This is a genomic window from Rhizobium sp. J15 (assembly GCF_002531825.1).
GTDB lineage: Bacteria > Pseudomonadota > Alphaproteobacteria > Rhizobiales > Rhizobiaceae > Rhizobium.
On the sequence record NZ_NWSX01000019.1, the window covers coordinates 39,307 to 62,194 of the forward strand.

Here is a 22,888-nt window from a genome sequence, read left to right on the forward strand (position 1 = left end):
GATGGCATCGCGTCGGCAGCGGCTCATCTTTCGCCGCTGCCTGCGTCGCAAGCTTGCGCATTTGCATCTGCATCCAAGATCTACAAGTGACATGCGCCCGTGGCCAGGCGGCTCGAGGTGCTGTCGTAATCGGCTGTATCTCAGTATGGCCGAGGATCCCTGTCCCGCGTCATCCGAGAGACAGCAATGACTTGGTCTTCCGGTGCCAGCAGATCGTGTTTTTCGGCGAAGGCGACATAAAGGCCGCGTGCCGTCTCCGGCTCGATCTCGCCGCGGAGTGCGGCACCGCACGCCTTGAGCGCGATGGAATGCGCGCTATCCCGTAACGACGCCGGCCACTCGGTGAGATGCCGATAGGCGTCCATCACGCTGCGGACCTCAACCGGAAATCCAAGACCAACAAGAACGGAGACAGGCTGTCTGAACATATCGGGCTTCATCATATTCTCCTTCCCAACCCCAAGTGTTGACCGGCGAAGCCGCGACGGGGCCTCCCGCCATGGGAGAAGCCCGATGAATCTGGCCCGCCGGATTGCCGATCACCTTTGTCCAAGGCCTTGAGGGCCTCTAGGATCTCATCATAGGAAACGGCTATTTCCGTCCCGGGATAGAGTCGCAGTGCAGGTACCGATTCGATCGCAAAGCAATCGGATGCCCAGGAGGCGAGAATCGCCCGCTTTTCCTCAACGCTGATGTCGGTGGCGGTCAGCACGTCACGGGGATGACTGAAGTGTTTTCCCGGATGCAGCAGGTGCGCCGCGCTGATCGCCGCGGCTTGCTGCTTGGAGAAGTTGCTTGTGTTTTCCTTTCTCATGGTTTGGCTCCATTGTGTCGACCGATGGAACTTGGTTCATATGAGAGTATGTGGGGTGGCCCGCCCCGAAGGCGGGACGGGCCGAGCGATCGACTAGAAGTCCATGCCGGCGCCGGCGGGCATGGCGGGAGCGGCGTCCTTCTTCGGCTTCTCGGCGATCATCGCTTCCGTCGTCACCAGCAGGCCGGCGACGGAAGCTGCGTCCTGCAGCGCGGTGCGAACGACCTTGGCCGGATCGATGACGCCCTGCGCATAGAGGTCGCCATATTCCCCTGTCTGGGCGTTCCAGCCGTAGGAGAACTCGCTCTTCTCGCGCAGCTTGCCGACGATGATCGAACCTTCGGCGCCGGCGTTTTCGGCGATCTGGCGAACCGGTGCCTCGATGGCGCGGCGAACGATGTCGATGCCGACGCGCTGGTCGTCATTGACGGTCTTGATATTGTCGAGCGCCTTGACGGCGCGCAGAAGCGCCACGCCGCCGCCCGGCAGAATCCCTTCCTCAACTGCCGCCCGCGTCGCATGCAGCGCGTCGTCGACGCGATCCTTCTTCTCCTTCACTTCGACCTCGGTCGAGCCGCCGACGCGAATGACGGCAACGCCGCCGGCGAGCTTGGCAAGGCGTTCCTGCAGCTTCTCCCGGTCGTAGTCGGAGGTGGTTTCTTCGATCTGGGCGCGGATCTGAGCGGTGCGACCGTCGAGTTCCGCCTTCGAACCGGCGCCGTCGATGATGGTGGTGTTTTCCTTTTCGATCGCCACCTTCTTGGCGCGGCCGAGCATGTTGAGCGTCACGTTCTCGAGCTTGATGCCGAGATCTTCGGAGATGACGGTGCCGCCCGTCAGGATGGCGATGTCTTCGAGCATGGCCTTGCGCCGATCACCGAAGCTAGGCGCCTTGACGGCAGCGATCTTCAGGCCACCGCGCAGCTTATTGACGACGAGCGTTGCAAGGGCTTCGCCTTCGACGTCTTCAGCGATGATCAGGAGCGGCTTGCCGGACTGGACGACGGCTTCGAGCACCGGCAGCATCGACTGCAGGTTCGAGAGCTTCTTCTCGTGAATGAGGATATAAGGATCCTCGAGCTCGACCCGCATCTTGTCCTGGTTGGTGACGAAATAGGGGCTGAGATAACCGCGGTCGAACTGCATGCCTTCGACGACTTCGAGCTCGGTTTCGGCGGTCTTGGCTTCTTCAACCGTGATGACGCCTTCGTTGCCGACTTTTTCCATCGCTTCGGCCAGGTAGCGGCCGATTTCGGAATCGCCATTGGCCGAGATCGTGCCGACCTGGGCGATTTCGGAATTGTTGGAGATCTTGCGGGCATTGGTCTTCAGCTCGGCGACGATGGCTTCAACGGCCAGATCGATGCCCCGCTTCAGGTCCATCGGGTTCATGCCGGATGCAACCGCCTTGGCGCCTTCCTTGACGATCGCCTGGGCGAGCACCGTCGCAGTGGTGGTACCGTCACCAGCGAGGTCGTTGGTCTTGGATGCGACTTCGCGCAGCATTTGGGCGCCCATGTTTTCGAACTTGTCTTCGAGTTCGATTTCCTTGGCGACCGAAATGCCGTCCTTGGTGATGCGCGGCGCGCCGAAGGATTTGTCGATCACGACATTGCGGCCCTTCGGGCCGAGCGTCACCTTCACCGCATTGGCCAGCACGTCGACCCCACGCAGCATGCGTTCACGGGCATCGCTATGAAACTTGACTTCTTTCGCAGCCATTCTGTCACTCCTTCAATAGGCAGCTTTTTTGACTAATGCGCGCAAATCGCCTCAGGCGGCGATCTTTTCGGCCCGGGCCTCGGTGATGCCCATGACATCGCTTTCCTTCATGATCAGCAGGTCTTCGCCATTGATCTTGATCTCGGTGCCCGACCACTTGCCGAACAGGATGCGATCGCCGACCTTGACGTCGAGCGCCTGGATCTGGCCTGCGTCGTTGCGCGCGCCGGTGCCGACGGCAATGACCTCGCCTTCCTGCGGCTTCTCCTTGGCAGTGTCGGGAATGATGATGCCGCCCTTGGTCTTTTCCTCGGAATCGACCCGGCGGACGAGAATGCGATCATGAAGCGGTCGGAACGACATGTTTTCCTCCAATGGACAAACAATAACGATGTTGTTCCCCTGGCCGGACCGGATGACCAGTCCGGGCGGGTGCAAAACCTCTCGTCGAGCGTTCTGCGCGCAAAATCTGGTTTTGCGCTTTTTTGATTTCAAGAGGGCCATGTAAAAAAATCAGCACTCGGCCGATATGGCTGCTAACACCCTGTAAAGGAACATTAAAACGGTGGGCACGTTCGGGAATATGTTGATCGTCGCAAAATTTCGCGCGACCTTCGATCGTCATGAAACGGAGATGAAGCATGCAATTTTCATCGGATCTCGACCGTCAGCTCAATGGCTATGGGCTGACGACAGCGCATATCCTCTATCGCATTCCTGATTTTGAGTCCGTCCTGCAAACCTATGTCTGGCAGGATTACGATCTGGCTCCGGACTTTCCGGAGATGCATAAGTTCCTGGATTTTTGGCAGTCCACGCTTGACGGGCCGCTTCATTCCGTCCGCTATACCCACCAACGGTTGATCGGGCCAAACGAATGGCGCCGCGTCACGGGCGAGTTCAAGTTGCACTGAGCCTTGGAACCGAAATTCACTAATCGCCACTTCGAGCGAAAGTCGGCCTCAGCACGAGGCCCGTATCGCCTTTTGGCGGATGCGAACCTATGCCGCCTCCTTAGGGTGTGTGCGATCTCGCGTAAGCAATACCAGTCCAACGCCTTTGAATGTCAACAATGGGGCCCAGGCCTAAGCTGCACTGCGCCGGCCAAATCCCTCCATCCAGCCTCGGATTGGCACTCGTAATGTGACCGCCTGAGAACTGACGAGATAAGCAATGGCGCCGCCTTTAGTTTTCGCTTTGGTGCAATTAGCGGCCACGATCTTTTTGAGTGAAAGCGCGGCTAGAGATCATCTATTGACCCTCAATGGAAGCCTTCACCCTTCTTGCCAGCGCCTCCATATCGAACGGCTTGGTCAATACCTGCATGCCTGGTGATAAATGTCCGTGATTTAAAACCGCATTCTCCGCGTAGCCTGTCATAAACAGGACTGGTAGATTTGCTTGCCATTCGCGGGCACGATCGGCAAGCTGCCGACCATTCATGCCATTGGGCAGCCCCACATCGGTCAACAGCAGATCGATCCGCCGGCCTGTTTCCAGCACCTTGGTTGCTTCACGAGCGTCGCCGGCCTGAATCACCAGATAACCCAATTCCTCGAGTTGTTCAGCGGAGACCATGCGGATCAGGGGCTCGTCGTCGACGAGCAAGATTGTTTTACCTCGCTCTGCTGCAGTCAGCCTGCCAGCGGGAAGCGTCTCTTCCGAGCCGACGTCACCCGTAAACCTGGGTAGATAGATGGACACGGTAGTACCTTCACCCAACGCAGAATAAATCTTTGCGCTGCCGCCAGATTGGCCCGCGAAACCCCATACCATCGAAAGACCGAGGCCGGTCCCCTCGCCGATCGGCTTGGTTGTAAAGAATGGATCGAAAGCGCGAGCAACTGTTTCTGCTGACATGCCCGTACCGGTATCCGAGACAGACACCGATAAATACTGCCCGGCCTTGAGCCCCAGAAGAGACGCCATGCGATCGTCAATCCAATGATTTGCCGTCTCGATCGTCAACCTGCCGCCAGATGGCATCGCATCGCGTCCGTTGATACACAGGTTCAGCAGCGCACTTTCCAACTGACCCGGATCGACAAGCGTTGGCCAGGCCCCGGATGTCTGAACAACCTCGACGGCCACGGCAGGACCGACGCTACGGCGAAGCAGCTCTTCCATCGAGGTGATGAGCCTGGTGACATTGGTGGGCTTCGGAGCAAGTGTTTGTCTCCGGGAGAAAGCGAGCATACGCTGCGTCAACGACGCGCCGCGCGTGGCCGCACCGGCTGCCGCAGTCAGAAAGCGATCGATATCGTTCAATCGGCCCTGTGCCAGACGGGTCCTCATCACCTCTAGGCTGCCAAGGATCCCAGCGAGCAGATTGTTGAAGTCGTGGGCGAGCCCGCCCGCGAGCTGCCCCACGGCCTCCATCTTCTGCGCGTGGCGCAGAGATTCTTCCGCTGCCATGAGTTCGCCCGTACGTTCCGCGACCGTTGCCTCTAAGACCTCGTTGGCCCGACGCAACTCGGCCTGACTCGCCAGCAACTCCGCCTCCGATCTTACCCGTTCGATATGGGCCCACGAGCGGTCAGTAACCTCCTGGACAAGCGCAATTTCATGGGCGGTCCAGTGATGCGGCAGCTTATGATGGACGGCCATCAACGCTGTGAGTTTGCCGCCTTTAACCAGTGGCAGGCAGATGGTCGCTGCGATGCCTATTCTCTGGAACGTGGCTGCCTCTTCCGACGCGATTTCCTTCAAGTTGTCATTGATGACAAGGGGGCGGCCGGCGGAAAGCTCAATAACAGCGAGCCGGCCAAAATCCTTAAGATGGTATCGACCAGTAATGTGGCCCGAACCGGGGGCTGCCCAGTCTCCTCGAATGGTAAAGCCGTCCTCGTCTGCGTCCATATCGGCGTAGGCGCAAACGGACACACCTAATTGTTGGCCGAGCATGCGCGTGCTGATTTCCAATATGGAATCCGCGTCTTTAAGCGTTGAGGTCGCCTTGCCAAGCGCATCCAGAAAATCCAGCCGGGCCGTATAACGTGCCTTCTCCGCCTCTGATTTTGCGCGTTCGACAGCTGACCACGTCCGTTCGGCAACTTCGGTCGCTAGAGCAACGTCGTTATCCGTCCACTTGTGTGGAAGCGGGTGGTGAAGAAACAACATAGCTCTGAACCGGCCATGTTTGATCAAGGGCACTGCCAAGACCGTTCTCGATTCGATTGCATGGAACGCCGCAGCCATGCTTCCGACCCGATGATCTCGGTCCACGTCGTCTACGCACAGGACTCGCCCTGCCTTGAGCTCTTCGATGATCGGCGGACCGAAGTCATTCATGCGGTACTTGCCCGCTACACTTGCGATGCGTCCATCCGTCCAATCGCGCTCCACGGTGACATGTTCTTCTTCGTCATCGATTTCACCGTAACCAACTCGTGCTATGCCGAGCGCTCTGCCCAACGCTTCGGACGCCGCGGCCATCACTGCAACCGGATCGGCGATATCCCTGAGGGTCTCCTCCAACGCGAGATGGAACGACTGTCGGTTTTCCAGCATGACGCGCTGGGTGGTTTCGGTGACGGCACAGAACATACCCCGTACGACACCCTGCTGATCGCGAACAGGCGAATACGAGAAGGTGAACCAGCTCTGCTCGTCATAACCCGCCCTGTTCATAATAAGCGGAAGGTCCTCGCTGAAAGTGGCGATGCCTTTCATGGCCCTGTCGATGAGCGGAAAGATATCCTCCCAGATCTCATGCCAGATATCCTTGAACCGCGCCCCAAAGGCGGCCGGATGCTTGCTTCCGAGTATCTCCGCATACGCATCATTGTAAAGGAAGGTCAGCTCGTCACCCCATGCCACGAACATAGGAAACTGACTATCGATCATCAGCGCCGTCACCGACTTTAAAGACTGATCCCAATGCTGCGGCGGGCCGAGAGGCGTAGCTGCGAAGTCAACCGTTTTTAGGAGATCGGCAACTTGGGTCAAAGTGAGGGAGGTCTGGACAGCTTTCAACGCGGAAGCCATCAGTCCCTCATCAGTCCCGATTCGCGAATTTTCCATTACGCCCCCGCGTGTCAAAGCAACGGTTAACTTTTGCGAGCGCGACAGAGTTCCGCCCCCGCCAAGCTGGGACTTCTCGCGGTGCAGGCGTGCCTTGAACGCCGTATTTGCGCTGGGCTTTGCGGTCCAGACGTATGCGACAGGCGGATATCGTTTGTCACATACCGTACCGGAACTTAGCTTGAGGCCAGTTCGTTAGAAGGGATCGGCCGCACGGTTTTTTCCCGTCATTTATTCCTGTGCGATCCCGGTGAAGAACTTGCCCCGTCTCGACGGGGCTTTTTTTACTTGGAATCGAACGGGAATTTGGCGCAGCACTAAAGGCTAGTTCACTGGATCGTGGAAGGGCCATCCGCTGAACGGAGATGCCCTTTCTCGTATGGTTTATCTATTCCAGAGTTGGGTCGTGCGGAGGCAAGGTCTGCTTCCAATCGAGCGATGCCCCGCGCGGCCCCGAAGTTTCATAAGTGTCCCGCGCTCCAGCATGGAGTGAAGGACGAAGATGCTCTGTTGCGGCTTCTGATCTAACAGACGCTCGAGATGCCCTTCCTACACTAGGCGAGCAGGGAACTAGGAAAGCCAAACCTTCCCCCTCAATTTTGATGGTCGCTCACCGCCTGACATTTCCGCTCCAATCAGGCGCTCGTATTCTGCCTCCGGAGCGCCGTAGCAGGCACCGGCAATATCGATGAGAATGCGCCGGCTCAAAATTCTGACGCTGCCGCGCGTTGACCTTATGGCGTGCATGCCTTCGAGAACATGCAGGTGCTCGGTGACGCCCGAACGCCTAACGCCCAGCATCAGCGCCAGGAAGTCGTGCGTAAGAGGCATATCGTCAGAGATAAGGCGGTCATGGCACATAAGCAGCCAGCGGGCCAAGCGCTGGTGCATGCTGTAGCGTGCAGCAGCCAAGGCGGAGTGCGCAAGCTGCAGCTCCCTTGTGTGGATGTAGCGGAGGAAGAGCAGGCGGGCTTCCGGTTGATCCTGGAGGGCAAGAACGCGACTGGTGGACAACTCAAGGCCCCGGCCAGCGACCTGCATGAACGTGCGGTTCGGAGTCCGGTCGACACCGAGCAGCACAGGATACCCGCTGAGGCCTTCAAATCCGATCTGGCCGACTTCGATACTGTTGCCGTCCGAACTCACAACCACCATCGAGGCCAAGCCGCTCTCGATAAAACAGACATGATCGATCGGTTTGCCGGCTTCCACCAACGGCCGGCCCACCGGCAGGTCAACGGAGACCACATAGGGCCCGATTACTTTGAATGCTTCCTGAGAAAGACTGCGCAACAACCTGTTTGTCGTCTGTTCTTGAACAATTCTTGCCATAGCGCCGCCTCCTTTCATGTGTGCCCCCCGGCACGTTGAGCTTCGCGGATGCAGGTTGAGGCAATGCACAGATAGAACAATTCTGGAACCCACCTTGGCAGTCTACGCTGCCCGCTTTGATTTTTCGAGACGTTTGATCGCCTGTTCCAGCGGCCGCTCGCCGTCACAATAGTCCCGCCATGCGGCGGTTTTCGCAAGCAGCGACGGCACGGTGCGCAGCGTGAACCGGCTCGGGTCGAGATCGGACTTCACTTGGCCCCAGGTGAGCGGCATTGATACGGTGGCGCCAGGCCGAGCGCGCGGCGAGAGCGGCGCGACGGCGGTCGCCATGCGGTCGTTGCGGAGATAATCGAGGAATATTCTGCCGCCTCTCAGGCTCTTCGTCATCTTGATGAGATATAGGTCGGGATGGTCGCGCGCCATCTGCTGGCAGACGTCATGTGCAAAACCTTTGGCCTCGGTCCAGGAGAGAGGCTTGCGCTTATTGACGGCGAGTGGCGTGACGAGATGCAACCCCTTGCCGCCGGTCGTCTTGCAGAAGCTGACGAGCCCGAGTTCATCGAGCCGGTCGCGCATCTCGCGGGCGGCCGCGACCACGGTCGAGAAGGCCACATCGGGCCCAGGATCGAGATCGAACACCAGCCGGCCAGGCACTTCCGGCTTGCCGGGCTCGCAATTCCACGGATGCAGTTCGAGCCCGCCGATCTGGGCGATCGCCGCCAGCCCCTCAATACGGTCGATCTGCAGGTAGGGCTTCTTGTCGCCGAAGACTTTCACCAGTTCGAGAAGATTGGAGGTCCCGGGCATCGCATGGCGCTGGAAGAACTGTTCTCCGCCCATCCCGTCCGGCGCGCGAATGATCGAGCAAGGCCGGCCCCTAATGTGCTCGATCAGCCAGGGGCCGACTAGTTCATGATAACGGGCAAGGTCTTCCTTGGTGACAGGCTCGCCATCGCCACCGTCCGGCCAGAGCGGTTTGTCGGGATTGGAGATGAGGACGCCCATGACCTCGGCCTTCGCGCCCTTGCGACGCACAGGCCTGTGTTTGGCATTCGCCGCAGGTTCAGCGGTGTCCGTCCTGGCGGGTGGCGCCGGCTTTTCGGCCTCGACCTCCTTGGCCGGCTTGTCCTCGCGCAGACCCTTGAAGGCTGCCTGGCGGACAAGGCCGTCCGCGGTCCAGCCTTCGAATTCGATTTCGGCCACCAGTTCAGGCTTCACCCAGACGACCTCGGCCTGTTTCTTCGGAGCACCGATACCGGTGAACGGCGATCGCGCCGTCTCCAGCGCCTTCAGTCTCGGCAGCAGCATGTCAACTTTCTTCGCGCCGTAGCCGGTTCCGACCCGACCGACATAGACGAAGTGATCGCCGCGGTGGACGCCGACCAGGAGGGAACGGAACCGGCCATTGGTCTTGGCGTAGGCGCCGATCACCACCTCATGGCCGGCCCGGCATTTGGACTTCACCCAGCTGTCGGTGCGGCCGGATTGATAGGGCGCATCCATCTGCTTGGAGATGACGCCCTCGAGATGCAGCTTGCAGGCGGAGCGCAGCACGGCGTCGCCGCCGGATTCGAAATGCTCGACATAGCGGATGCGAGGATCATCGCCGGCAGCGGCGAGCAGGCTCTGCAGCCGCTCCTTCCGCTCGACCAGGCGCATCGATCGCAAGTCCTCGCCACCGTCGAACAGCAGGTCGAATGCGAAATAGACCAGGTTCCCCGTCGTGCCTTCCGACAGTGCGGCCTGAAGCGACGCGAAATCGGGGGCGCCGTTTTCGTCGAGCGCGCAGATCTCGCCATCGATGATGCAATCGGTGAGTTCCGACGCCGCGTCCGCGATCTCGGGATATTTCGCGGTCCAATCGAGGCCCTTGCGCGTCTTCAGCGTTACCTGACCAGCGGCGACACGTATCTGGATCCGATAGCCGTCGAACTTGATCTCGTGCAGCCAATCGTCGCCGGCTGGCGGCCGGTCAAGCTTGTCGCACAGCTGCGGCTCGATGAACTCCGGCAGGTCGACGGCGGTGGAGGTCGCGACATCTTTGCGGGACCGCTTCTTGCGCTCGTCGGCGGCCAGACCATGCTTGCTGTCCCAGACGGCGTCCGCCTCGACATCGGCGTTCGCCATCATGAATGGCCGCGGCTTTCTGCCCTTGCCCGCGGCGATCTGCTCCATGCTGCGGCCGGAGGCGACCGACGTCGCATTCTGTTCCAGGATCGCCGCACCGTTTTCCTCGACGGAGTGATCGTCATGATGTTTGATCAGCAGCCAGTTCGTCCGCTTGCCGCCATCGCGGTCGTTGCGCATGCGGACGAGGACGAAGCTGCCATGCAGGCGCTTGCCCTCGAGCGTGAACTTGAAGTCGCCCTTCCTCAGCGCCTCTTCCGGGGACTTCCGGCCTTCCGGCTCCCAATAGCCGCGATCCCACAACATCACCGTACCGCCGCCATATTGGCCCTTGGGGATCGTGCCTTCGAAGTCGCCGTAGTCGAGCGGGTGATCCTCGACCTCGACCGCCAGCCGCTTGTCATGCGGATCGAGCGACGGTCCCTTGGTGACCGCCCAGCTTTTGAACACGCCATCGAGCTCGAGCCTCAGGTCATAGTGCAGCCGGGTGGCGTCGTGCTTCTGGATTATGAACCGCCGGCGGTTCGACGGTTTGACATGCGCCTCTCCGCTCGGTTCGCTGGTCTTCTGAAAATTGCGCTTGGCGCGGTATTTCGAGAGATTGTCGGTCATGGGACTCATGATCTCCTAGTCGTACGAGCGGACGGCGCTGGCATCCATTTTCCGCTCAGCCTTGCGACACCCGCAGCGCGCCGGCATCTCCAAGGCTGCGCTGGACGGCGGCGACCTGGCTGGATGCGATATCCGCCGAGACCTCGATCTCGCCTTCGAGCGGCGCGTCACGACGGGCGCCATCGTCATGCGAGGCATCGCCGCCCGATGGTGCGGCGCCGGCGGTATTGCGGTCGCTGGCCGACTGGATGAAGATGTCGGGCCGGGATATGCCGTGCTGCTGGACAAGATGCTCGACGGCAAGGTCTGCCGCTTCCCGGGTTTCGAACGTGGCTCTGATCGTCGTGGTGCTGTCGTCCGCCATCGGGCTTCTCCTGATGTTGATTTCCTTAGGGATGAGAACGCTGCCGGCGGCTGGTAGTTTCGGCCGCAGGGCCGAGGCGCCATTGAAATGGTTGATATCGCGCCGAAGCCTGCTATGTTCTTGCTTTGTTTCGGCGTGAATTTTCAAAGCCGATCCTATCGCGATCGCTGAAGCCGCCATGAACGACATGAGCTCGATCCCTGTCCGAAAAATCATCCATGTGGACATGGATGCCTATTACGCATCGGTCGAACAGCGCGACAATCCGGAACTGCGCGGCAAGCCAATTGCCGTCGGAGGCTCCGCGGCCCGCGGCGTGGTGGCAGCGGCGAGCTACGAGGCGCGGGCCTATGGTGTCCACTCGGCCATGCCGTCGGTGACCGCCAAGCGCAAATGCCCGGATTTGATCTTCGTGCCGCCACGCTTCGACGTCTACAAGGCGGTATCGCAGCAGATCCGCGCGATATTCGCGGAATACACGCCGCTGATCGAGCCGCTGTCGCTCGACGAGGCCTATCTCGATGTCACAAATAATCTCAAGGGCATGGAGATCGCCACCGAGATCGCGCTGGAGATCCGCGCCAGGATCAAAGAGGTAACCGGCCTCAATGCCTCGGCCGGGATTTCCTACAACAAGTTCCTCGCCAAGATGGCGAGCGACCTCAACAAGCCGAATGGCCAGGCCGTCATCACGCCGAGGAATGGGCCGGCCTTCGTCGAGGCCCTTCCTGTCAAGAAATTCCATGGTGTCGGCCCCGCTACCGCAGAGAAGATGCACCGGCTCGGGATCGACACCGGCGGCGATCTCAAGCGGCAGACCCTCGAATTCCTGGTCGAGCATTTCGGGAAGTCGGGGCCATACTTTTACGGCATCGCCCGCGGCATTGACGAGCGCCAGGTCAAGCCGAATCGGGTGCGCAAATCCGTCGGCGCTGAAGATACCTTCTCGCATGACCTCCACGCCTACGGGCCGGCGCGTGAAGGGCTTCAGCCGCTGATCGAAAAGGTGTGGGGTTATTGCGAGGCCAATGCGATCGGTGCCAAGACGGTGACCCTCAAGGTCAAATATGCCGACTTCAACCAGATCACCCGCAGCAAGACGATTCCAGCGCCTCTCGCTGCTGTCACCGATCTGGAGGACATCGTCAGCCTACTGCTCACGCCGATCTTTCCACCCCGGAAGGGCATTCGCCTGCTCGGCGTCTCGCTGTCGTCGCTGGAGCGGCGGACCTCCGGGACGGAGCCGCAGCTGCGGTTGGCGCTTTAGACGGTCATGCATCGGCTGGGTCGGCGCGCCGGCGTGGCGCTTGATCCGGAACGTCCCCCGCCGGCAGCGGCCGCAGGATTTAGATCGTTGAGCCAGGCCGTGCGTTGATCCCGTGTCAGCACCGCCATCTGCCGGTTGTGGAACGGCGCGATGTCGGCATTCGCTTCGATCGTCAGGATGGCATAGGCCTCCGGCCAATCGCTGGCCGCCGGCCGCCAGATCCCCGCGAAATAGAACCAGTCGCCACCGGCGAGCGAAAAGCTGAAGCTCTTATGCCGAAACTCCGACGCCGGCACCAGGCAGCGGTGGCTCGGAAACGTTCGTCCTTCCGACGACGTTGACGGCGCGGTGCATCGGAATGGAAAACAGGCGTGTTCATAACGTTCAGAACATACCAAGAACAGTCACATTAGACAAAACTAATGGATAATTGTGGGCAGACTGAAAACTGCTGTTCCAAACGTATGCGCGCACATCAGACCGAATTTAGATGGTCGTGCGGCACGTTCCCGATGGCGCCACCATCGTCCCGCCGCAAACTCTACTGATCAAAAGACTGGTCGCGCTCCGCCTGCGCACGAGGGATGCCGAGGTACTTCTCGTCCTGCTGGAGCGTAAACAATCCCAGGATATATTGCACCTGCAGCGCCTCAGTGGTGCGGTAGCGGGACCACAATCGAAGGGAAGAGCAATGTGCAATGATTATCGGCTGTTGGTGGATGTCGCATCGGTTGTCGAGGATTTCGCCGACCTCAAGATCAAGATCCGTTTCGGCGAAGGCATGCCCAACCTCGAAGCGCGTGAGGACATCAAGATCACCGACGTCGGGCCTGTCGTCAGGACGATCGACGGGATCCGCGATGAGGGCGAGCTCGTGCAGCGGCGCTGGAGTTGGCCGGGGCCGAACAAGCGGCCAGTCTATAATTTTCGGTCGGAAGGTCGCGAGTTCACCTCCAACCGCTGTCTGATCGTTGCCGACGGCTTTTACGAGTTCACGGATCCGAAGGACCCAAAAAAGAAACGCAAGGACAAGTGGCTGTTCACCAAGAAGGACGAACCGATCTTCTGCATCGCCGGCATCTGGCGCGAAACCCCGGAAGTCGGACAGGCCTTCACCATGCTGACGATGGAGCCAGGGCCGGACATCGCGCCCTACCACGACCGGCAGATCGTCATCCTTGAGCGCGACGCATGGGCCAACTGGCTCGATCCGACGGTTTCCGCGAAGTCGATGATCAAGTCGCTCCCTGCGGGGACCCTGTCTGTGGAGCAGGTCGGCTGAACCGGAATGCCTTCAATTGCACCAATCGGCTGTCGATCGCGAGATGTTCAAAAATCGCTGCCTGCGCCCTCGCCGGACTCTCGCGCAAGTTAGCAAATTGTAGTGTACTCCTCATGATCAACTGCGAGAGGATATTCAAGATCGGACGTCAGCCGCCTCACTGTCTGAGGCCGTTCGGCGACTCTCACCCCTTCGGGATAACAGAGGCGAACGGGATGATTGCTAACAACGTACCGTCTTCCAATGTAATTTCGAAACTGTCGCCATCAGTTGACTGTTGGGCCAGGATAGCTTCGGCAAGGATCTCCCGCGCGGCCCCGACAGCTTCCCTGTAGGCTTCCTCCGGACTGGCCAACTCCACGCCTTCCGAGTCCGGCTCCAATCTTTCGCCTCTCCGCACATGAAAATAATATCGCGCCATCGCCTGTTCCTTGAGAGTTCATCAAACGAACTTTCGATCCCGCAGTTCCGCTTCGGGACAAAATCCCAGCAGCAAAGACGCTCGTCGCAAAGCTCTCCATAGACAATTCCACGGCAATACACCTCGCCAAAGAACGTCATGGGGCGAAACTGTGAAAGAACAAGGGTGTCAGCAAAGAGATCACGCGGCGGGGGTGTGCCTCCTGCGTAGGTCTACCGAGATGGACGTGATAGCCATAGTGGGCGCCCGTCTCGGGGCGCCAGCGTATTCAGAAGAGGAACATGCCAATGGTGCTCAGGCCCATAATGAGCGCAGTTAAGCCGCTGATGAAGACCATCCAGCGCGGTGCCTTCAACCCGCCCATGATAGCCGGGTTCCTTGCCATGATCACCATCATGATGATGATCGGCGTGGCGAGAACTCCGTTCACCACCGCGCTCCAGTACAAGGCCCGTACAGGGTCAACGCCCAGCATGGTCACCGCGACACTAGCAATCGTAGCCACTACGATTGTTGCGTAGAAGGCCTTGGCCTCCCTCAGCTTCTTGTCCAGGCCCTCAGGCCATCCAAAGCTTTCCGCGACCGCATAGGCGGCGGAGCCGGCGAGAACGGGAACGGCGAGAAGCCCTGTCCCGATTATACCCACAGCAAATACCGCAAAAGCCAATTCGCCCGCCACCGGCTTCAGGGCTTCGGCTGCTTGGGCGGAGGTTTCAACCTGCTCGACACCGTTCAAATGCAGCGTGGCGGCGGCCGCCACGATGATGCAAAGCGCCACGATGTTGGAGAACCCCATACCGACGAGCGTATCCATGCGTATTCGGCCGAGTTCTGGCTCCGCCGCGTCGGGGTTTCGTCGGAGCCGCGCAAGCTTCCTGCGTCGCAGCTCCTCAACCTCTTCTCCGGCCTGCCAGAAGAAAAGATAAGGGCTTATTGTAGTGCCGAGTATCGCGACGATCGCGGTGAAGTAGTCGCCGGTGAACGCGACGCTCGGCATCACAATCGAGTCGAGTGCCTCACCCCATTGTACGCCTGCCATGAGGACGACGGCGACATAGCTAAAGAGTGACAATGTCAGCCACTTTAGGACCGAGACATAGGCTGGATACGGCACCAGGACCTGGATGGTGGCGCAGAGTATGCCGAACAGGAGCGCGTAGACGACTTCCGGACCGCCGACGAGGAGACGAAGCGCGGCGCCCATGGCCGCGAGATCGGCCCCGATATTGACGAAATTGGCCGCAAACAGGAGCCCCATCGCCGCATAAGCAAGCCATCGGTGGTAATGCAGCTTCAGGTTCTTGGCTAGCCCATTGCCTGAGACCGCTCCGATACCCGCGCTCAATCCCTGCACTGCTGCCATCAGCGGATAGCTGAACAGCATGGTCCAGCCGAGAGTATAGCCGAACTGGGCGCCGACCTGACTGTAGGTGGCGATGCCGCTCGGATCGTCGTCGGCGGCTCCGGTCACGAGACCAGGCCCAAGAGACTTGAGGAACTGCGGGGTTTTTGCTCGGAGAGGCGTCGGCGCGTCCATCGGTCCACCGGGAGGTTTCGGTGCCGCGATAATGCGCGAAAACGCTGCGAGTTCCGCTGCTCTCCTTTCAGCCCAGCGAGCCGCACCACGCATCATGATCGGACGTTTTCGCGCAATACTGCGGGCGGCTATTTATCGTTCATTCCGGGGGCAACACGATCGGCAGATCCGGCTTGCGGGCGTCTGCGACGACCATCGGCATCCTTGTGCGTTCGAAAGCGATCGCCGCAAGTTCTTTCCGGTCGGCCAAGGCTGCTTTTGTTGACGCCGAAGGTAAGTCGCCGTGCAGTTTTTTTGTCGAATGGCTGGTCATGCTTTCACACTTGATAAGAGGTCGCCCAGCAACGTCCCACGCCTTCGAGTGTTTCGAAGGCGATCAACCGATTTAGCAGACGATGCATCCCATAACTCAGGCTATCTCCAGGTTTGAGGCGGTGCTGCACTCCCGTCGCGGCCTCTCACGGGACTCCAGCGCGGTGGCATCCCCTTCATGCCGAAAAGTTAATCCTCGGCATGACGTTCGATTGCCTGGGCCAGATCAATCCAGTGCGGACGGTTGTTCCACCAATGGACATGATCCGGCGCGGGAAAGGAGGGATCGGCGAAGGTACCGGCGGCGATGACGACCGAGCCGGGAAAATAGGCGCCGGACTTTGAAAAACCGCCACCGCCGCAGATCCGGCAAAAGGCTTTCATCACATCGGGCGAGCTCTCGCCTCGTGGAAACCAGGCCGAATATTCTCCGGACACGACCCGGACATTTTCCTCGCGGAACCAGACATTATGTGAAAGCGCGCTGCCGGATGCACGCTGACAACGCGTGCAGGTGCAGATGTGATTGTGCAAAGGGTCTCCATCGACCTCAAGGGAAAGCGCGCCGCAGGAGCACCTGGCATGAAAGATGGGCATGTGGATCCTCCCGGGTGAGGAACGGTTGTGGATATTCCGCTATGGAATCGACAGCGTGTGTAAAAATTTTCGCGGTTCTCGGATGCCAGATCAATTGGGCCCATCAACGCCGACCAGCCTGTGTTTCGTGCGTTTCCTCGGCCCGGCAAATTCGCAGCCGGCTAGTGTCCTTTGGCTCGGCGAAGACTATGCGCAGGCATCGTCGATCACCGTTTACCGTTCGGCTCATCTCTTCAATCCCCATATCCTCAGCAGCGTCAGCGGCGCTGAAATGCTCGCGTCGAGAATGTACGGATCAAACCGCGATGTTTGGCCCGCTCTGGCCGTGCGGTGGACCGGCAAGCCGTGTCCGAAACCCTTCAGCGAATAAAACGACACCTGGACCACATTTTTGAACCTCCATTGGGTGAGCTCACCCCACGGCTTTAAGGTTGTTCGGCCGGCGTCCGCGTTGATCCCGCCGACCGCGAGCCACTGGAAGACGGACGCCCGCGCGTTGGACAAGTTTACCACGCTGTCATCGGTGCCATGCCAGATGGAAATCGGCGGCCACGTTTTTTGGTCGGGCGAAACGGTGCGAACGAGATCACCCCATTCACCCGGCGATCGCAACACGCCGGATTTCATCGCACGCAGGGCCGACATCGCGTCCCGGGCGGCTCCGAGCGGCATGCCGGCGAAAATCGCGGCTCCAGCAAACAGTCCGGGATATGTCGCTACCAAGGCAGAGGTCAGCGCGCCTCCCGCCGACAGTCCTGCCACGTATATCTTGGAACGATCGATCCGGTGCCGGCCGCAGGTGAAGTCGATCATCTGCCGCACCGACATCAGTTCGCCCCGATCGCGAGCGATCGCGCTCGGCCGAAACCAATTGAAGCATCGCTGCGGGTTGTTTGCCTCAGTCTGTTGCGGATAGAGGAGAACAAACCCGCATTGGCGCGCGAGCGCCGAGAAACCGCTCATGGCGTCGAAGCCTTCAGGCGTCTGCCGACATCCGTGCAGGAGCACCACCAAAGGCGGCTTGGCAGTCATTCGGCTGGGGACGTAGAGCTTCATGGACAGCCGTCCTGGATTGCTGCCGAAACCCGTGACTTCGCTCAACACTATTCTCGCAGAAGGGCGCCGGGCCTTTTTAGGGCGGCCTATTGCCGGCTGAAGCAGGTTTTTCTCCAGGATCCGCCGCAGTCTCTTTTGCGATTTGAGAGTTTGCGACAAGGATATCGGGAACTTGAATTTCATTCCTGCGTCCTTTTCAAAGAGGTCCTCGACGCGTTCCCATGGCATGCGCCACCATCCACAGACGAGTGCTATCCGATATCGCCGCCCGATCCCACCCACGATTGATTGATAGGCGAGCGTGCACTGGATCTATGGGTTCAACAGCAAATCGGCAAAGACTCTCATATCGAGTTTATGCCTCGGAGCCTGGAACGAATAGGTTCGACTTGGGTTTCCTGCCCACGGATCCGAGAGGTTCGACACGAAAGGAAATTTCCATGAACAAGCTCTTTTTCGCCGCCGCGCTTCTGGGCGCTTCGGTATTGTCAGCCATGGCCCAGACGGCGCCCGCAACGACAAGCGACGGCAAGACGCCGGCCATCGCGACGCCTGGGTCGAATAACGCGACCGCCCCGGTGGAAGGCGCCAACAGCTTCACCGAGAGCCAAGCCAGGGATCGGATTGAACAGGCCGGCTACACCGACCTCAAAGACCTCAAGAAGGATGACAAGGGCATCTGGATGGCATCGGGCAAGAAGGACGGCAAGGCCGTCGTCGTCGCTCTCGACTATCAAGGCAACATCGTCGCCAAGTGACGCGACAAATCCTTCAGGAGAAACGGCTATGAGAACCGTAACTGGACTTTTCGATGACTATGCCGACGCAAGCTCTGCAGTAAGCGCGCTTGAAGCCGCCGGCATCCCTTACGATGACATCAGCATCGTTTCCAACAATGCCGACAATCGCCACGATGAGCATTCGAATGCGGGCGAAGGCGCCGGCGTAGGTGCCGGCATTGGCGCGGTCGTCGGCGGCGCCGGCGGCCTTCTGACGGGCCTGGGCCTGATGGCGATCCCGGGCGTTGGCCCGGTCGTCGCAGCCGGGTGGCTAGCGGCAACGGCCGCCGGCACCGCCGCCGGTGCGGTCGCTGGCGGGGCGACAGGCGGCATTATCGGCGCGATGACGAACTCCGGCGTATCTAACGAAGACGCAAATTTCTATGCCGAAGGAGTTCGCAGGGGCGGTTCGCTGGTCACTGCCAGGGTTCAGGACGCCCTTGTCCCAGAAGCAGAAGCAATCCTCAAGCGCTCCAACTGGGTCGACCCGGCCGCACGTCGCGCCGCTTATACCAAGGAGGGGTGGACCCGGTTCGACGAAACGCTCGACCCCTACGACCCGGAGCAAATTGAACGCGAACGCAGTCGCTATCGATTCTGAAAGATGACTGGCGCGCGCCGGGCGATCAAGCCGCTCTTGCGCTGGTGAAGCACATGCTGAAAATCCGCTATTCCTCGGCAAGAGCGAAATTGCCGTACGCGTCCAGATCGGCGTAGCCTTGATCGCTTATCAGGCAGATTGCAAAAGCCGACCGACACACGTCACATCACATTCGAGTTCCCTGCCGCACCCGGGGGTGCGGCGCGCGGGCCGCTGGCCCGGCCACAACGCAAACATCGATCGGCAGTTCCATCGTTGGCCGAGCAGGCAACGTGCCTGACGCGATAGAATCAGCCGAGAAATGCACCTATCGCATCTGCAAGCGCCATTGGATTTTCCTCGGCAATGTGATGCCCGCTGTTGATACCAACCCGTTAACGTTCTCAGCCCAGCTTTCCCAAATCGTCACCGGTCTCCATAGGTTTTCTCAAGATCATCACGAGAAACGACAGACAAAGCATGGGACATGCAATCCTGCGCGGTAGTCCTCGATCATCCCGCGAATAACTTGGGGATCGTGGATCGCAATCAGGAGATCGTCATAGGCCTGTGGATCCATCATGTCTGGCTTAATCGCTGAATATCAGGCTGTCGGATCGGTCAGTATAGCGCGTTCGGGCTTCTCGTGCTGTGCGAAAAAGAAGCCAGTGCCACCAGTCCCTGGCAAATTTCCAGCCGCCCTCTCAAGGTGCTCGAGGACTGGCCGGCCATCGACGATGATCAATCGGCTAACGGCGACCGGATGATCCATTGTCAAACGAAATGCCGTCAGGCTTCCCCGGTCATGGCCGACGACGACAAAGCGATCGTGACCAAGCAGTTTCATCAGCTTCAGCATGACTGCCGCCTTCACACGTTTGCACGAATTCAAGCTCGCGGGCGCCTCCTGGGGAATATACGACCGATTGAAACCCGGAAGGTCGGGACAGACGACAGTAAATCGCCGGGCCAGCCGATCCGCGACCCAGCCCCAGGTCATGCGTGTTCTCGGGTGGCCGTGCAGCAAGAGGACGGGGGGCCTGAGCCGCCGTCGCGAACACGGAGCGTTGCGGGGCCAACATCTATTTCTTGAAGCGAGAAACCTTCGAACATCGCCTTATCATCAGGACTCAAAGGGCGGATTGGTCTGACAATTTCGCGAGGTCCGCCGCAATCTTTTTCTGGCTGCCCTCTGGGGAACTTCGATCCCCGCTAGGTGTTCTTGTGGTCTCCACTCTTCGAAACTGTGATCGGAAGTCCCATGGCTACGGAAAAGTCCCTCGACACCCTATTTCTCGAAACTCTCCAGGATATCTACTTCGCCGAAAAGCAGATCCTGAACGCCCTTCCGAAAATGGCGCGCGCGGCACAGTCTGAAGAAGGCAAAGCCGGCTTTCTCAAGCACCGCGACGAAACGCTGAGCCAGATCGAACGCCTCGAACAGATCTTCAAATTTCTCGGCAGACCGGCCCGTGGTAAGACCTGTGAAGCCATCCAGGGCATCATCGCCGAAGGCGAGGAAATCATGGAGGAATACAAGGGAACGCCCGCGCTCGACGCGGGTCTTATTTCATCCGCGCAGGCTGTCGAGCATTATGAGATCGCCCGATACGGCACGCTAAAATCCTGGGCCGGACAGCTCGGTCTTACCGACGCGATCCCTCTGCTCGATGCCACTCTACAGGAAGAGATCGCGACCGACAGAAAACTGACGGCAATGGGCGAAGCGTCGGTGAACCGAAAGAGCTCAAAAAAGGCCAGCTAACTCTCACCTTATCGTTCAGGCCGCCTTCCGGGGGCCTTTTTTGCTTTGCGCCGCTTTGCGACCGTATCGCACACCTTGTTAAGGAGCCGCTCCATGGCCGAGAAGCCAACCCCCGCCTCGTCCGAACCAAAGCGTTCGACCACAACCATCCATGACCAGAAACTGCTGCGCGGCGCAGGCGGCGAACTCCACCAGACCGCCGATCCCAATACACCCGTCCTGACCACGGCACAGGGCGGGCCTGTCGCCGACGATCAGAACTCTTTGCGCATCGGCCCCCGCGGCCCGCTTGTCATCGATGACTTCCATTTTCGTGAGAAGATCTTTCACTTCGATCATGAGCGCATTCCAGAGCGCGTCGTGCATGCGCGCGGCTATGGAGCCCACGGTTTCTTCGAGACTTATGAATCGCTGGCGGCCTACACCAGAGCGGATCTTTTCCAACGGCCGGGGGAAAAGACGCCGGCGTTCGTACGCTTCTCCACTGTCGCTGGCAGCAAGGGATCTTTCGACCTCGCGCGCGACGTGCGTGGTTTTGCGGTAAAAATATATACGAAGGAGGGAAATTGGGATCTCGTTGGGAACAATATCCCCGTGTTTTTCATCCAGGATGCCATTAAATTCCCCGACATGGTTCATTCGGTCAAACCGGAACCGGATCGCGGGTTTCCGCAGGCGCAGTCGGCTCATGACAATTTCTGGGACTTCATCAGCCTGACGCCCGAAAGCATGCACATGATCATGTGGTTGATGTCGGATCGCGCTATCCCGCGGTCCTTCCGCTTTATGGAGGGCTTCGGCGTTCATACATTTCGTTTCGTCAATGCCAAGGACCAGTCTACCTTCGTCAAGTTCCACTGGAAGCCGAAGCTTGGTCTGCAGTCGGTCGCCTGGAACGAGGCCGTCAAGATCAATGGGGCGGACCCGGATTTCCATCGCCGCGATCTCTGGCAGTCGATCCAGTCGGGCAACTTTCCGGAGTGGGAATTGGGCGTCCAGCTTTTCGATCAGGAGTTCGCCAACAGCTTCGACTTCGACGTTCTCGATCCCACGAAGATCATTCCAGAAGAAATCCTTCCCGTTCAGCCAATCGGCCGACTGGTGTTGAATCGCATGCCCGACAATTTTTTCGCAGAGACTGAGCAAGTCGCATTTATGACCCAGAATGTGCCACCGGGAATTGACTTCAGCAACGACCCCCTGCTTCAGGGGCGGAACTTCTCCTATCTCGATACGCAGTTGAAGCGTCTCGGCGGCCCGAATTTTACTCATTTGCCGATCAATGCACCGAAGTGTCCGTTCACCCATTTTCAGCAGGATGGCCACATGGCAATGCGCAACCCGGTCGGCCGCGCCAATTATCAGCCAAACTCGCATGGCGAAGGCCCACGGGAAACGCCGACGCGAGGTTACCGTCATTTCCCGGCAGACGAACAGGGCACCAAGGCGCGGCTCCGCCCGCAAAGCTTCGCCGATCATTACAGCCAGGCGCGGCAGTTCTACATCAGCCAGACGGGTGCGGAGCAGCGCCACATTGCCTCTGCTTTGACTTTCGAACTCAGCAAGGTTGAGATCGCAGTGATCCGGGAGCGAATGATCTCGCATCTGCTGAACATCGATGAGACGCTTGCGATGACAGTCGCGGAGAAGCTGGGTTTTCAGGACATGCCGAAACCGGCCGATGCGGCAATGCCGACTCGCCAGGATCTGGAGCCGTCGCCAGCGCTCAGCATCGTCGAGCGCGGACCGAAACGCTTCGAAGGCCGCAAACTCGGCATTCTCATCACCGACGGTGTCGATGCCAACTTGCTGAAGGGCCTGACTCATGCGATCGCCAAAGAGAAAGCTGTTTGTGAATTGATCGCGCCCAAAGTTGGCGGCGTCACCGCTTCCGACGGCAAATGGTTAGAAGCGGACCATATGATCGAGGGAGGACCGTCGGTGTTGTTCGACGCGGTCGCGCTACTGACCTCGCCAGCAGCAATGGATGATCTGGTGAAAGAGGCGACTGCGCGCGATTTCGTTGCCGACGCCTTCCAGCACTGCAAGTTCATCGGCTATGATCCATCGGCATTGCCTCTGCTGGAGAAGGCCGGTGTGGCGGGTGCATTTGACGAGGGTGTTCTTGCCCTGCCGGGAGAGGAAGGCCTTTCCGCTTTCGTCGCGGAACTCGGCAAGCTGCGCGTTTGGGGTCGCGAACCCTCGGTGAAGCTCGGCAAGGCCTCGCCACAGGTTCTCTGATCTACAGATAGAAAGGCTGCGGAGTTGTGCTACTGCCCAACGGCGCGAATGCAGGCG

At 59.4% G+C, this 22,888-nt stretch carries 21 protein-coding genes and 2 pseudogenes; 7 read left to right on the forward strand and 16 right to left on the reverse strand.

What is annotated here, in order from left to right; all coding sequences use genetic code 11:
• Positions 1-140: 140 nt before the first annotated feature.
• The 5 genes from CO670_RS17790 to CO670_RS32595 form a co-directional block, all read right to left on the reverse strand.
• A complete protein-coding gene (locus tag CO670_RS17790; RefSeq protein ID WP_097591456.1) occupies positions 141-440 on the reverse strand; it encodes a DUF982 domain-containing protein in 300 nt (99 codons plus the stop codon).
• Positions 440-814 carry a hypothetical protein gene (locus tag CO670_RS17795; RefSeq protein ID WP_245425869.1) on the reverse strand — a complete coding sequence of 125 codons (375 nt, stop codon included), beginning with the start codon at positions 812-814 and terminating at the stop codon, positions 440-442. Before CO670_RS17795 ends, CO670_RS17790 begins: the two co-directional genes overlap by 1 nt.
• 93 nt (positions 815-907) lie before the next feature.
• A complete protein-coding gene (gene groL / locus CO670_RS17800) occupies positions 908-2,536 on the reverse strand; it encodes a chaperonin GroEL (RefSeq protein WP_097591457.1) in 1,629 nt (542 codons plus the stop codon).
• A 51-nt stretch (positions 2,537-2,587) separates the two neighbouring features.
• A complete protein-coding gene (gene groES / locus CO670_RS17805; protein ID WP_097591458.1) occupies positions 2,588-2,899 on the reverse strand; it encodes a co-chaperone GroES in 312 nt (103 codons plus the stop codon).
• Positions 2,877-3,179, reverse strand: a complete 303-nt coding sequence (locus CO670_RS32595; RefSeq protein ID WP_141502330.1) for a hypothetical protein — start codon at positions 3,177-3,179, stop codon at positions 2,877-2,879. Before CO670_RS32595 ends, groES begins: the two co-directional genes overlap by 23 nt.
• Between CO670_RS32595 and CO670_RS17810 the strand changes: the two genes are divergently transcribed.
• Positions 3,178-3,450, forward strand: coding sequence for an usg protein (locus tag CO670_RS17810; protein ID WP_097591459.1), 273 nt, complete (start codon positions 3,178-3,180; stop codon positions 3,448-3,450). The two genes, CO670_RS32595 and CO670_RS17810, sit on opposite strands and share 2 nt — an antisense overlap.
• Before the next feature lie 337 nt (positions 3,451-3,787).
• Here CO670_RS17810 and CO670_RS17815 read toward each other — a convergent pair whose 3' ends face one another.
• The 4 genes from CO670_RS17815 to CO670_RS17830 form a co-directional block, all read right to left on the reverse strand.
• Positions 3,788-6,559 (reverse strand): GAF domain-containing protein, encoded by a 2,772-nt coding sequence (locus CO670_RS17815; protein WP_245425872.1) that lies wholly within the window; start codon positions 6,557-6,559, stop codon positions 3,788-3,790.
• Positions 6,560-7,129: 570 nt separating this feature from the next.
• Positions 7,130-7,891 (reverse strand): Crp/Fnr family transcriptional regulator, encoded by a 762-nt coding sequence (locus CO670_RS17820; RefSeq protein ID WP_097591460.1) that lies wholly within the window; start codon positions 7,889-7,891, stop codon positions 7,130-7,132.
• 102 nt (positions 7,892-7,993) lie between these two features.
• Positions 7,994-10,630, reverse strand: a complete 2,637-nt coding sequence (ligD, locus tag CO670_RS17825) for a DNA ligase D (protein WP_097591461.1) — start codon at positions 10,628-10,630, stop codon at positions 7,994-7,996.
• 55 nt (positions 10,631-10,685) lie between these two features.
• Positions 10,686-10,994, reverse strand: a complete 309-nt coding sequence (locus CO670_RS17830; protein WP_049735717.1) for a hypothetical protein — start codon at positions 10,992-10,994, stop codon at positions 10,686-10,688.
• A gap of 178 nt (positions 10,995-11,172) precedes the next feature.
• Between CO670_RS17830 and dinB the strand changes: the two genes are divergently transcribed.
• Positions 11,173-12,261, forward strand: a complete 1,089-nt coding sequence (dinB, locus tag CO670_RS17835; RefSeq protein ID WP_097591462.1) for a DNA polymerase IV — start codon at positions 11,173-11,175, stop codon at positions 12,259-12,261.
• A gap of 9 nt (positions 12,262-12,270) precedes the next feature.
• Here the strand turns inward: dinB and CO670_RS17840 are convergent.
• A pseudogene (locus tag CO670_RS17840) lies at positions 12,271-12,640 on the reverse strand (SOS response-associated peptidase family protein); the annotation flags it as partial.
• 312 nt (positions 12,641-12,952) lie between these two features.
• On the opposite strand from CO670_RS17840, the gene CO670_RS17845 reads away from it, so the two are divergent.
• On the forward strand, positions 12,953-13,543 hold the full coding sequence (locus CO670_RS17845) for an SOS response-associated peptidase (RefSeq protein ID WP_097591463.1): 591 nt from the start codon (positions 12,953-12,955) through the stop codon (positions 13,541-13,543).
• A gap of 184 nt (positions 13,544-13,727) precedes the next feature.
• Here the strand turns inward: CO670_RS17845 and CO670_RS17850 are convergent, their stop codons facing one another.
• The 5 genes and pseudogenes from CO670_RS17850 to CO670_RS17870 form a co-directional block, all read right to left on the reverse strand.
• Positions 13,728-13,964: a hypothetical protein gene (locus tag CO670_RS17850; RefSeq protein WP_097591464.1), complete on the reverse strand. Its 237-nt coding sequence runs from the start codon at positions 13,962-13,964 to the stop codon at positions 13,728-13,730.
• 268 nt (positions 13,965-14,232) lie between these two features.
• On the reverse strand, positions 14,233-15,501 hold the full coding sequence (locus CO670_RS17855) for a divalent metal cation transporter (RefSeq protein WP_097591465.1): 1,269 nt from the start codon (positions 15,499-15,501) through the stop codon (positions 14,233-14,235).
• Between the two features lie 151 nt (positions 15,502-15,652).
• Positions 15,653-15,814, reverse strand: a pseudogene (locus CO670_RS17860) (PAS domain S-box protein); the annotation flags it as partial.
• Positions 15,815-16,002: 188 nt separating this feature from the next.
• Complete coding sequence (locus CO670_RS17865; RefSeq protein ID WP_097591466.1) at positions 16,003-16,410, reverse strand: GFA family protein; 408 nt, start codon at positions 16,408-16,410, stop codon at positions 16,003-16,005.
• Between the two features lie 225 nt (positions 16,411-16,635).
• Positions 16,636-17,649: a PHB depolymerase family esterase gene (locus tag CO670_RS17870; RefSeq protein WP_097591511.1), complete on the reverse strand. Its 1,014-nt coding sequence runs from the start codon at positions 17,647-17,649 to the stop codon at positions 16,636-16,638.
• Between the two features lie 257 nt (positions 17,650-17,906).
• Between CO670_RS17870 and CO670_RS17875 the strand changes: the two genes are divergently transcribed.
• Both CO670_RS17875 and CO670_RS17880 read left to right on the forward strand, forming a co-directional pair.
• Complete coding sequence (locus tag CO670_RS17875; RefSeq protein ID WP_097591467.1) at positions 17,907-18,224, forward strand: hypothetical protein; 318 nt, start codon at positions 17,907-17,909, stop codon at positions 18,222-18,224.
• Positions 18,225-18,252: 28 nt separating this feature from the next.
• On the forward strand, positions 18,253-18,846 hold the full coding sequence (locus CO670_RS17880; protein ID WP_097591468.1) for a general stress protein: 594 nt from the start codon (positions 18,253-18,255) through the stop codon (positions 18,844-18,846).
• 583 nt (positions 18,847-19,429) lie between these two features.
• On the opposite strand, the gene CO670_RS33730 is transcribed toward CO670_RS17880, so the two are convergent.
• Positions 19,430-19,825, reverse strand: a complete 396-nt coding sequence (locus CO670_RS33730) for an alpha/beta fold hydrolase (RefSeq protein WP_348628106.1) — start codon at positions 19,823-19,825, stop codon at positions 19,430-19,432.
• Positions 19,826-20,086: 261 nt separating this feature from the next.
• Between CO670_RS33730 and CO670_RS17890 the strand changes: the two genes are divergently transcribed.
• Both CO670_RS17890 and catE read left to right on the forward strand, forming a co-directional pair.
• Positions 20,087-20,590, forward strand: a complete 504-nt coding sequence (locus CO670_RS17890; protein WP_097591469.1) for a ferritin-like domain-containing protein — start codon at positions 20,087-20,089, stop codon at positions 20,588-20,590.
• 93 nt (positions 20,591-20,683) lie between these two features.
• Positions 20,684-22,831, forward strand: a complete 2,148-nt coding sequence (gene catE / locus CO670_RS17895) for a catalase C (RefSeq protein WP_097591470.1) — start codon at positions 20,684-20,686, stop codon at positions 22,829-22,831.
• The last annotated feature ends 57 nt before the right edge of the window (positions 22,832-22,888 follow it).

Excerpts from the sequence above, each read along its gene's own strand:
- groES (WP_097591458.1), bottom strand. The coding sequence starts at position 2,899 with ATGTCGTTCCGACCGCTTCATGATCGCATTCTCGTCCGCCGGGTCGAT.
- catE (WP_097591470.1), top strand. The coding sequence starts at position 20,684 with ATGGCCGAGAAGCCAACCCCCGCCTCGTCCGAACCAAAGCGTTCGACC.
- CO670_RS17810 (WP_097591459.1), top strand. The coding sequence starts at position 3,178 with ATGCAATTTTCATCGGATCTCGACCGTCAGCTCAATGGCTATGGGCTG.
- CO670_RS17845 (WP_097591463.1), top strand. The coding sequence starts at position 12,953 with ATGTGCAATGATTATCGGCTGTTGGTGGATGTCGCATCGGTTGTCGAG.
- CO670_RS32595 (WP_141502330.1), bottom strand. The coding sequence starts at position 3,179 with ATGCTTCATCTCCGTTTCATGACGATCGAAGGTCGCGCGAAATTTTGC.
- CO670_RS17890 (WP_097591469.1), top strand. The coding sequence starts at position 20,087 with ATGGCTACGGAAAAGTCCCTCGACACCCTATTTCTCGAAACTCTCCAG.
- groL (WP_097591457.1), bottom strand. The coding sequence starts at position 2,536 with ATGGCTGCGAAAGAAGTCAAGTTTCATAGCGATGCCCGTGAACGCATG.
- CO670_RS17855 (WP_097591465.1), bottom strand. The coding sequence starts at position 15,501 with ATGGACGCGCCGACGCCTCTCCGAGCAAAAACCCCGCAGTTCCTCAAG.
- CO670_RS17815 (WP_245425872.1), bottom strand. The coding sequence starts at position 6,559 with ATGGAAAATTCGCGAATCGGGACTGATGAGGGACTGATGGCTTCCGCG.
- CO670_RS17865 (WP_097591466.1), bottom strand. The coding sequence starts at position 16,410 with ATGCCCATCTTTCATGCCAGGTGCTCCTGCGGCGCGCTTTCCCTTGAG.
- ligD (WP_097591461.1), bottom strand. The coding sequence starts at position 10,630 with ATGACCGACAATCTCTCGAAATACCGCGCCAAGCGCAATTTTCAGAAG.
- CO670_RS17790 (WP_097591456.1), bottom strand. The coding sequence starts at position 440 with ATGAAGCCCGATATGTTCAGACAGCCTGTCTCCGTTCTTGTTGGTCTT.
- CO670_RS17830 (WP_049735717.1), bottom strand. The coding sequence starts at position 10,994 with ATGGCGGACGACAGCACCACGACGATCAGAGCCACGTTCGAAACCCGG.
- CO670_RS17875 (WP_097591467.1), top strand. The coding sequence starts at position 17,907 with ATGAACAAGCTCTTTTTCGCCGCCGCGCTTCTGGGCGCTTCGGTATTG.
- dinB (WP_097591462.1), top strand. The coding sequence starts at position 11,173 with ATGAACGACATGAGCTCGATCCCTGTCCGAAAAATCATCCATGTGGAC.
- CO670_RS17870 (WP_097591511.1), bottom strand. The coding sequence starts at position 17,649 with ATGAAATTCAAGTTCCCGATATCCTTGTCGCAAACTCTCAAATCGCAA.
- CO670_RS17795 (WP_245425869.1), bottom strand. The coding sequence starts at position 814 with ATGAGAAAGGAAAACACAAGCAACTTCTCCAAGCAGCAAGCCGCGGCG.
- CO670_RS17880 (WP_097591468.1), top strand. The coding sequence starts at position 18,253 with ATGAGAACCGTAACTGGACTTTTCGATGACTATGCCGACGCAAGCTCT.
- CO670_RS33730 (WP_348628106.1), bottom strand. The coding sequence starts at position 19,825 with ATGACCTGGGGCTGGGTCGCGGATCGGCTGGCCCGGCGATTTACTGTC.
- CO670_RS17820 (WP_097591460.1), bottom strand. The coding sequence starts at position 7,891 with ATGGCAAGAATTGTTCAAGAACAGACGACAAACAGGTTGTTGCGCAGT.
- CO670_RS17850 (WP_097591464.1), bottom strand. The coding sequence starts at position 13,964 with ATGGCGCGATATTATTTTCATGTGCGGAGAGGCGAAAGATTGGAGCCG.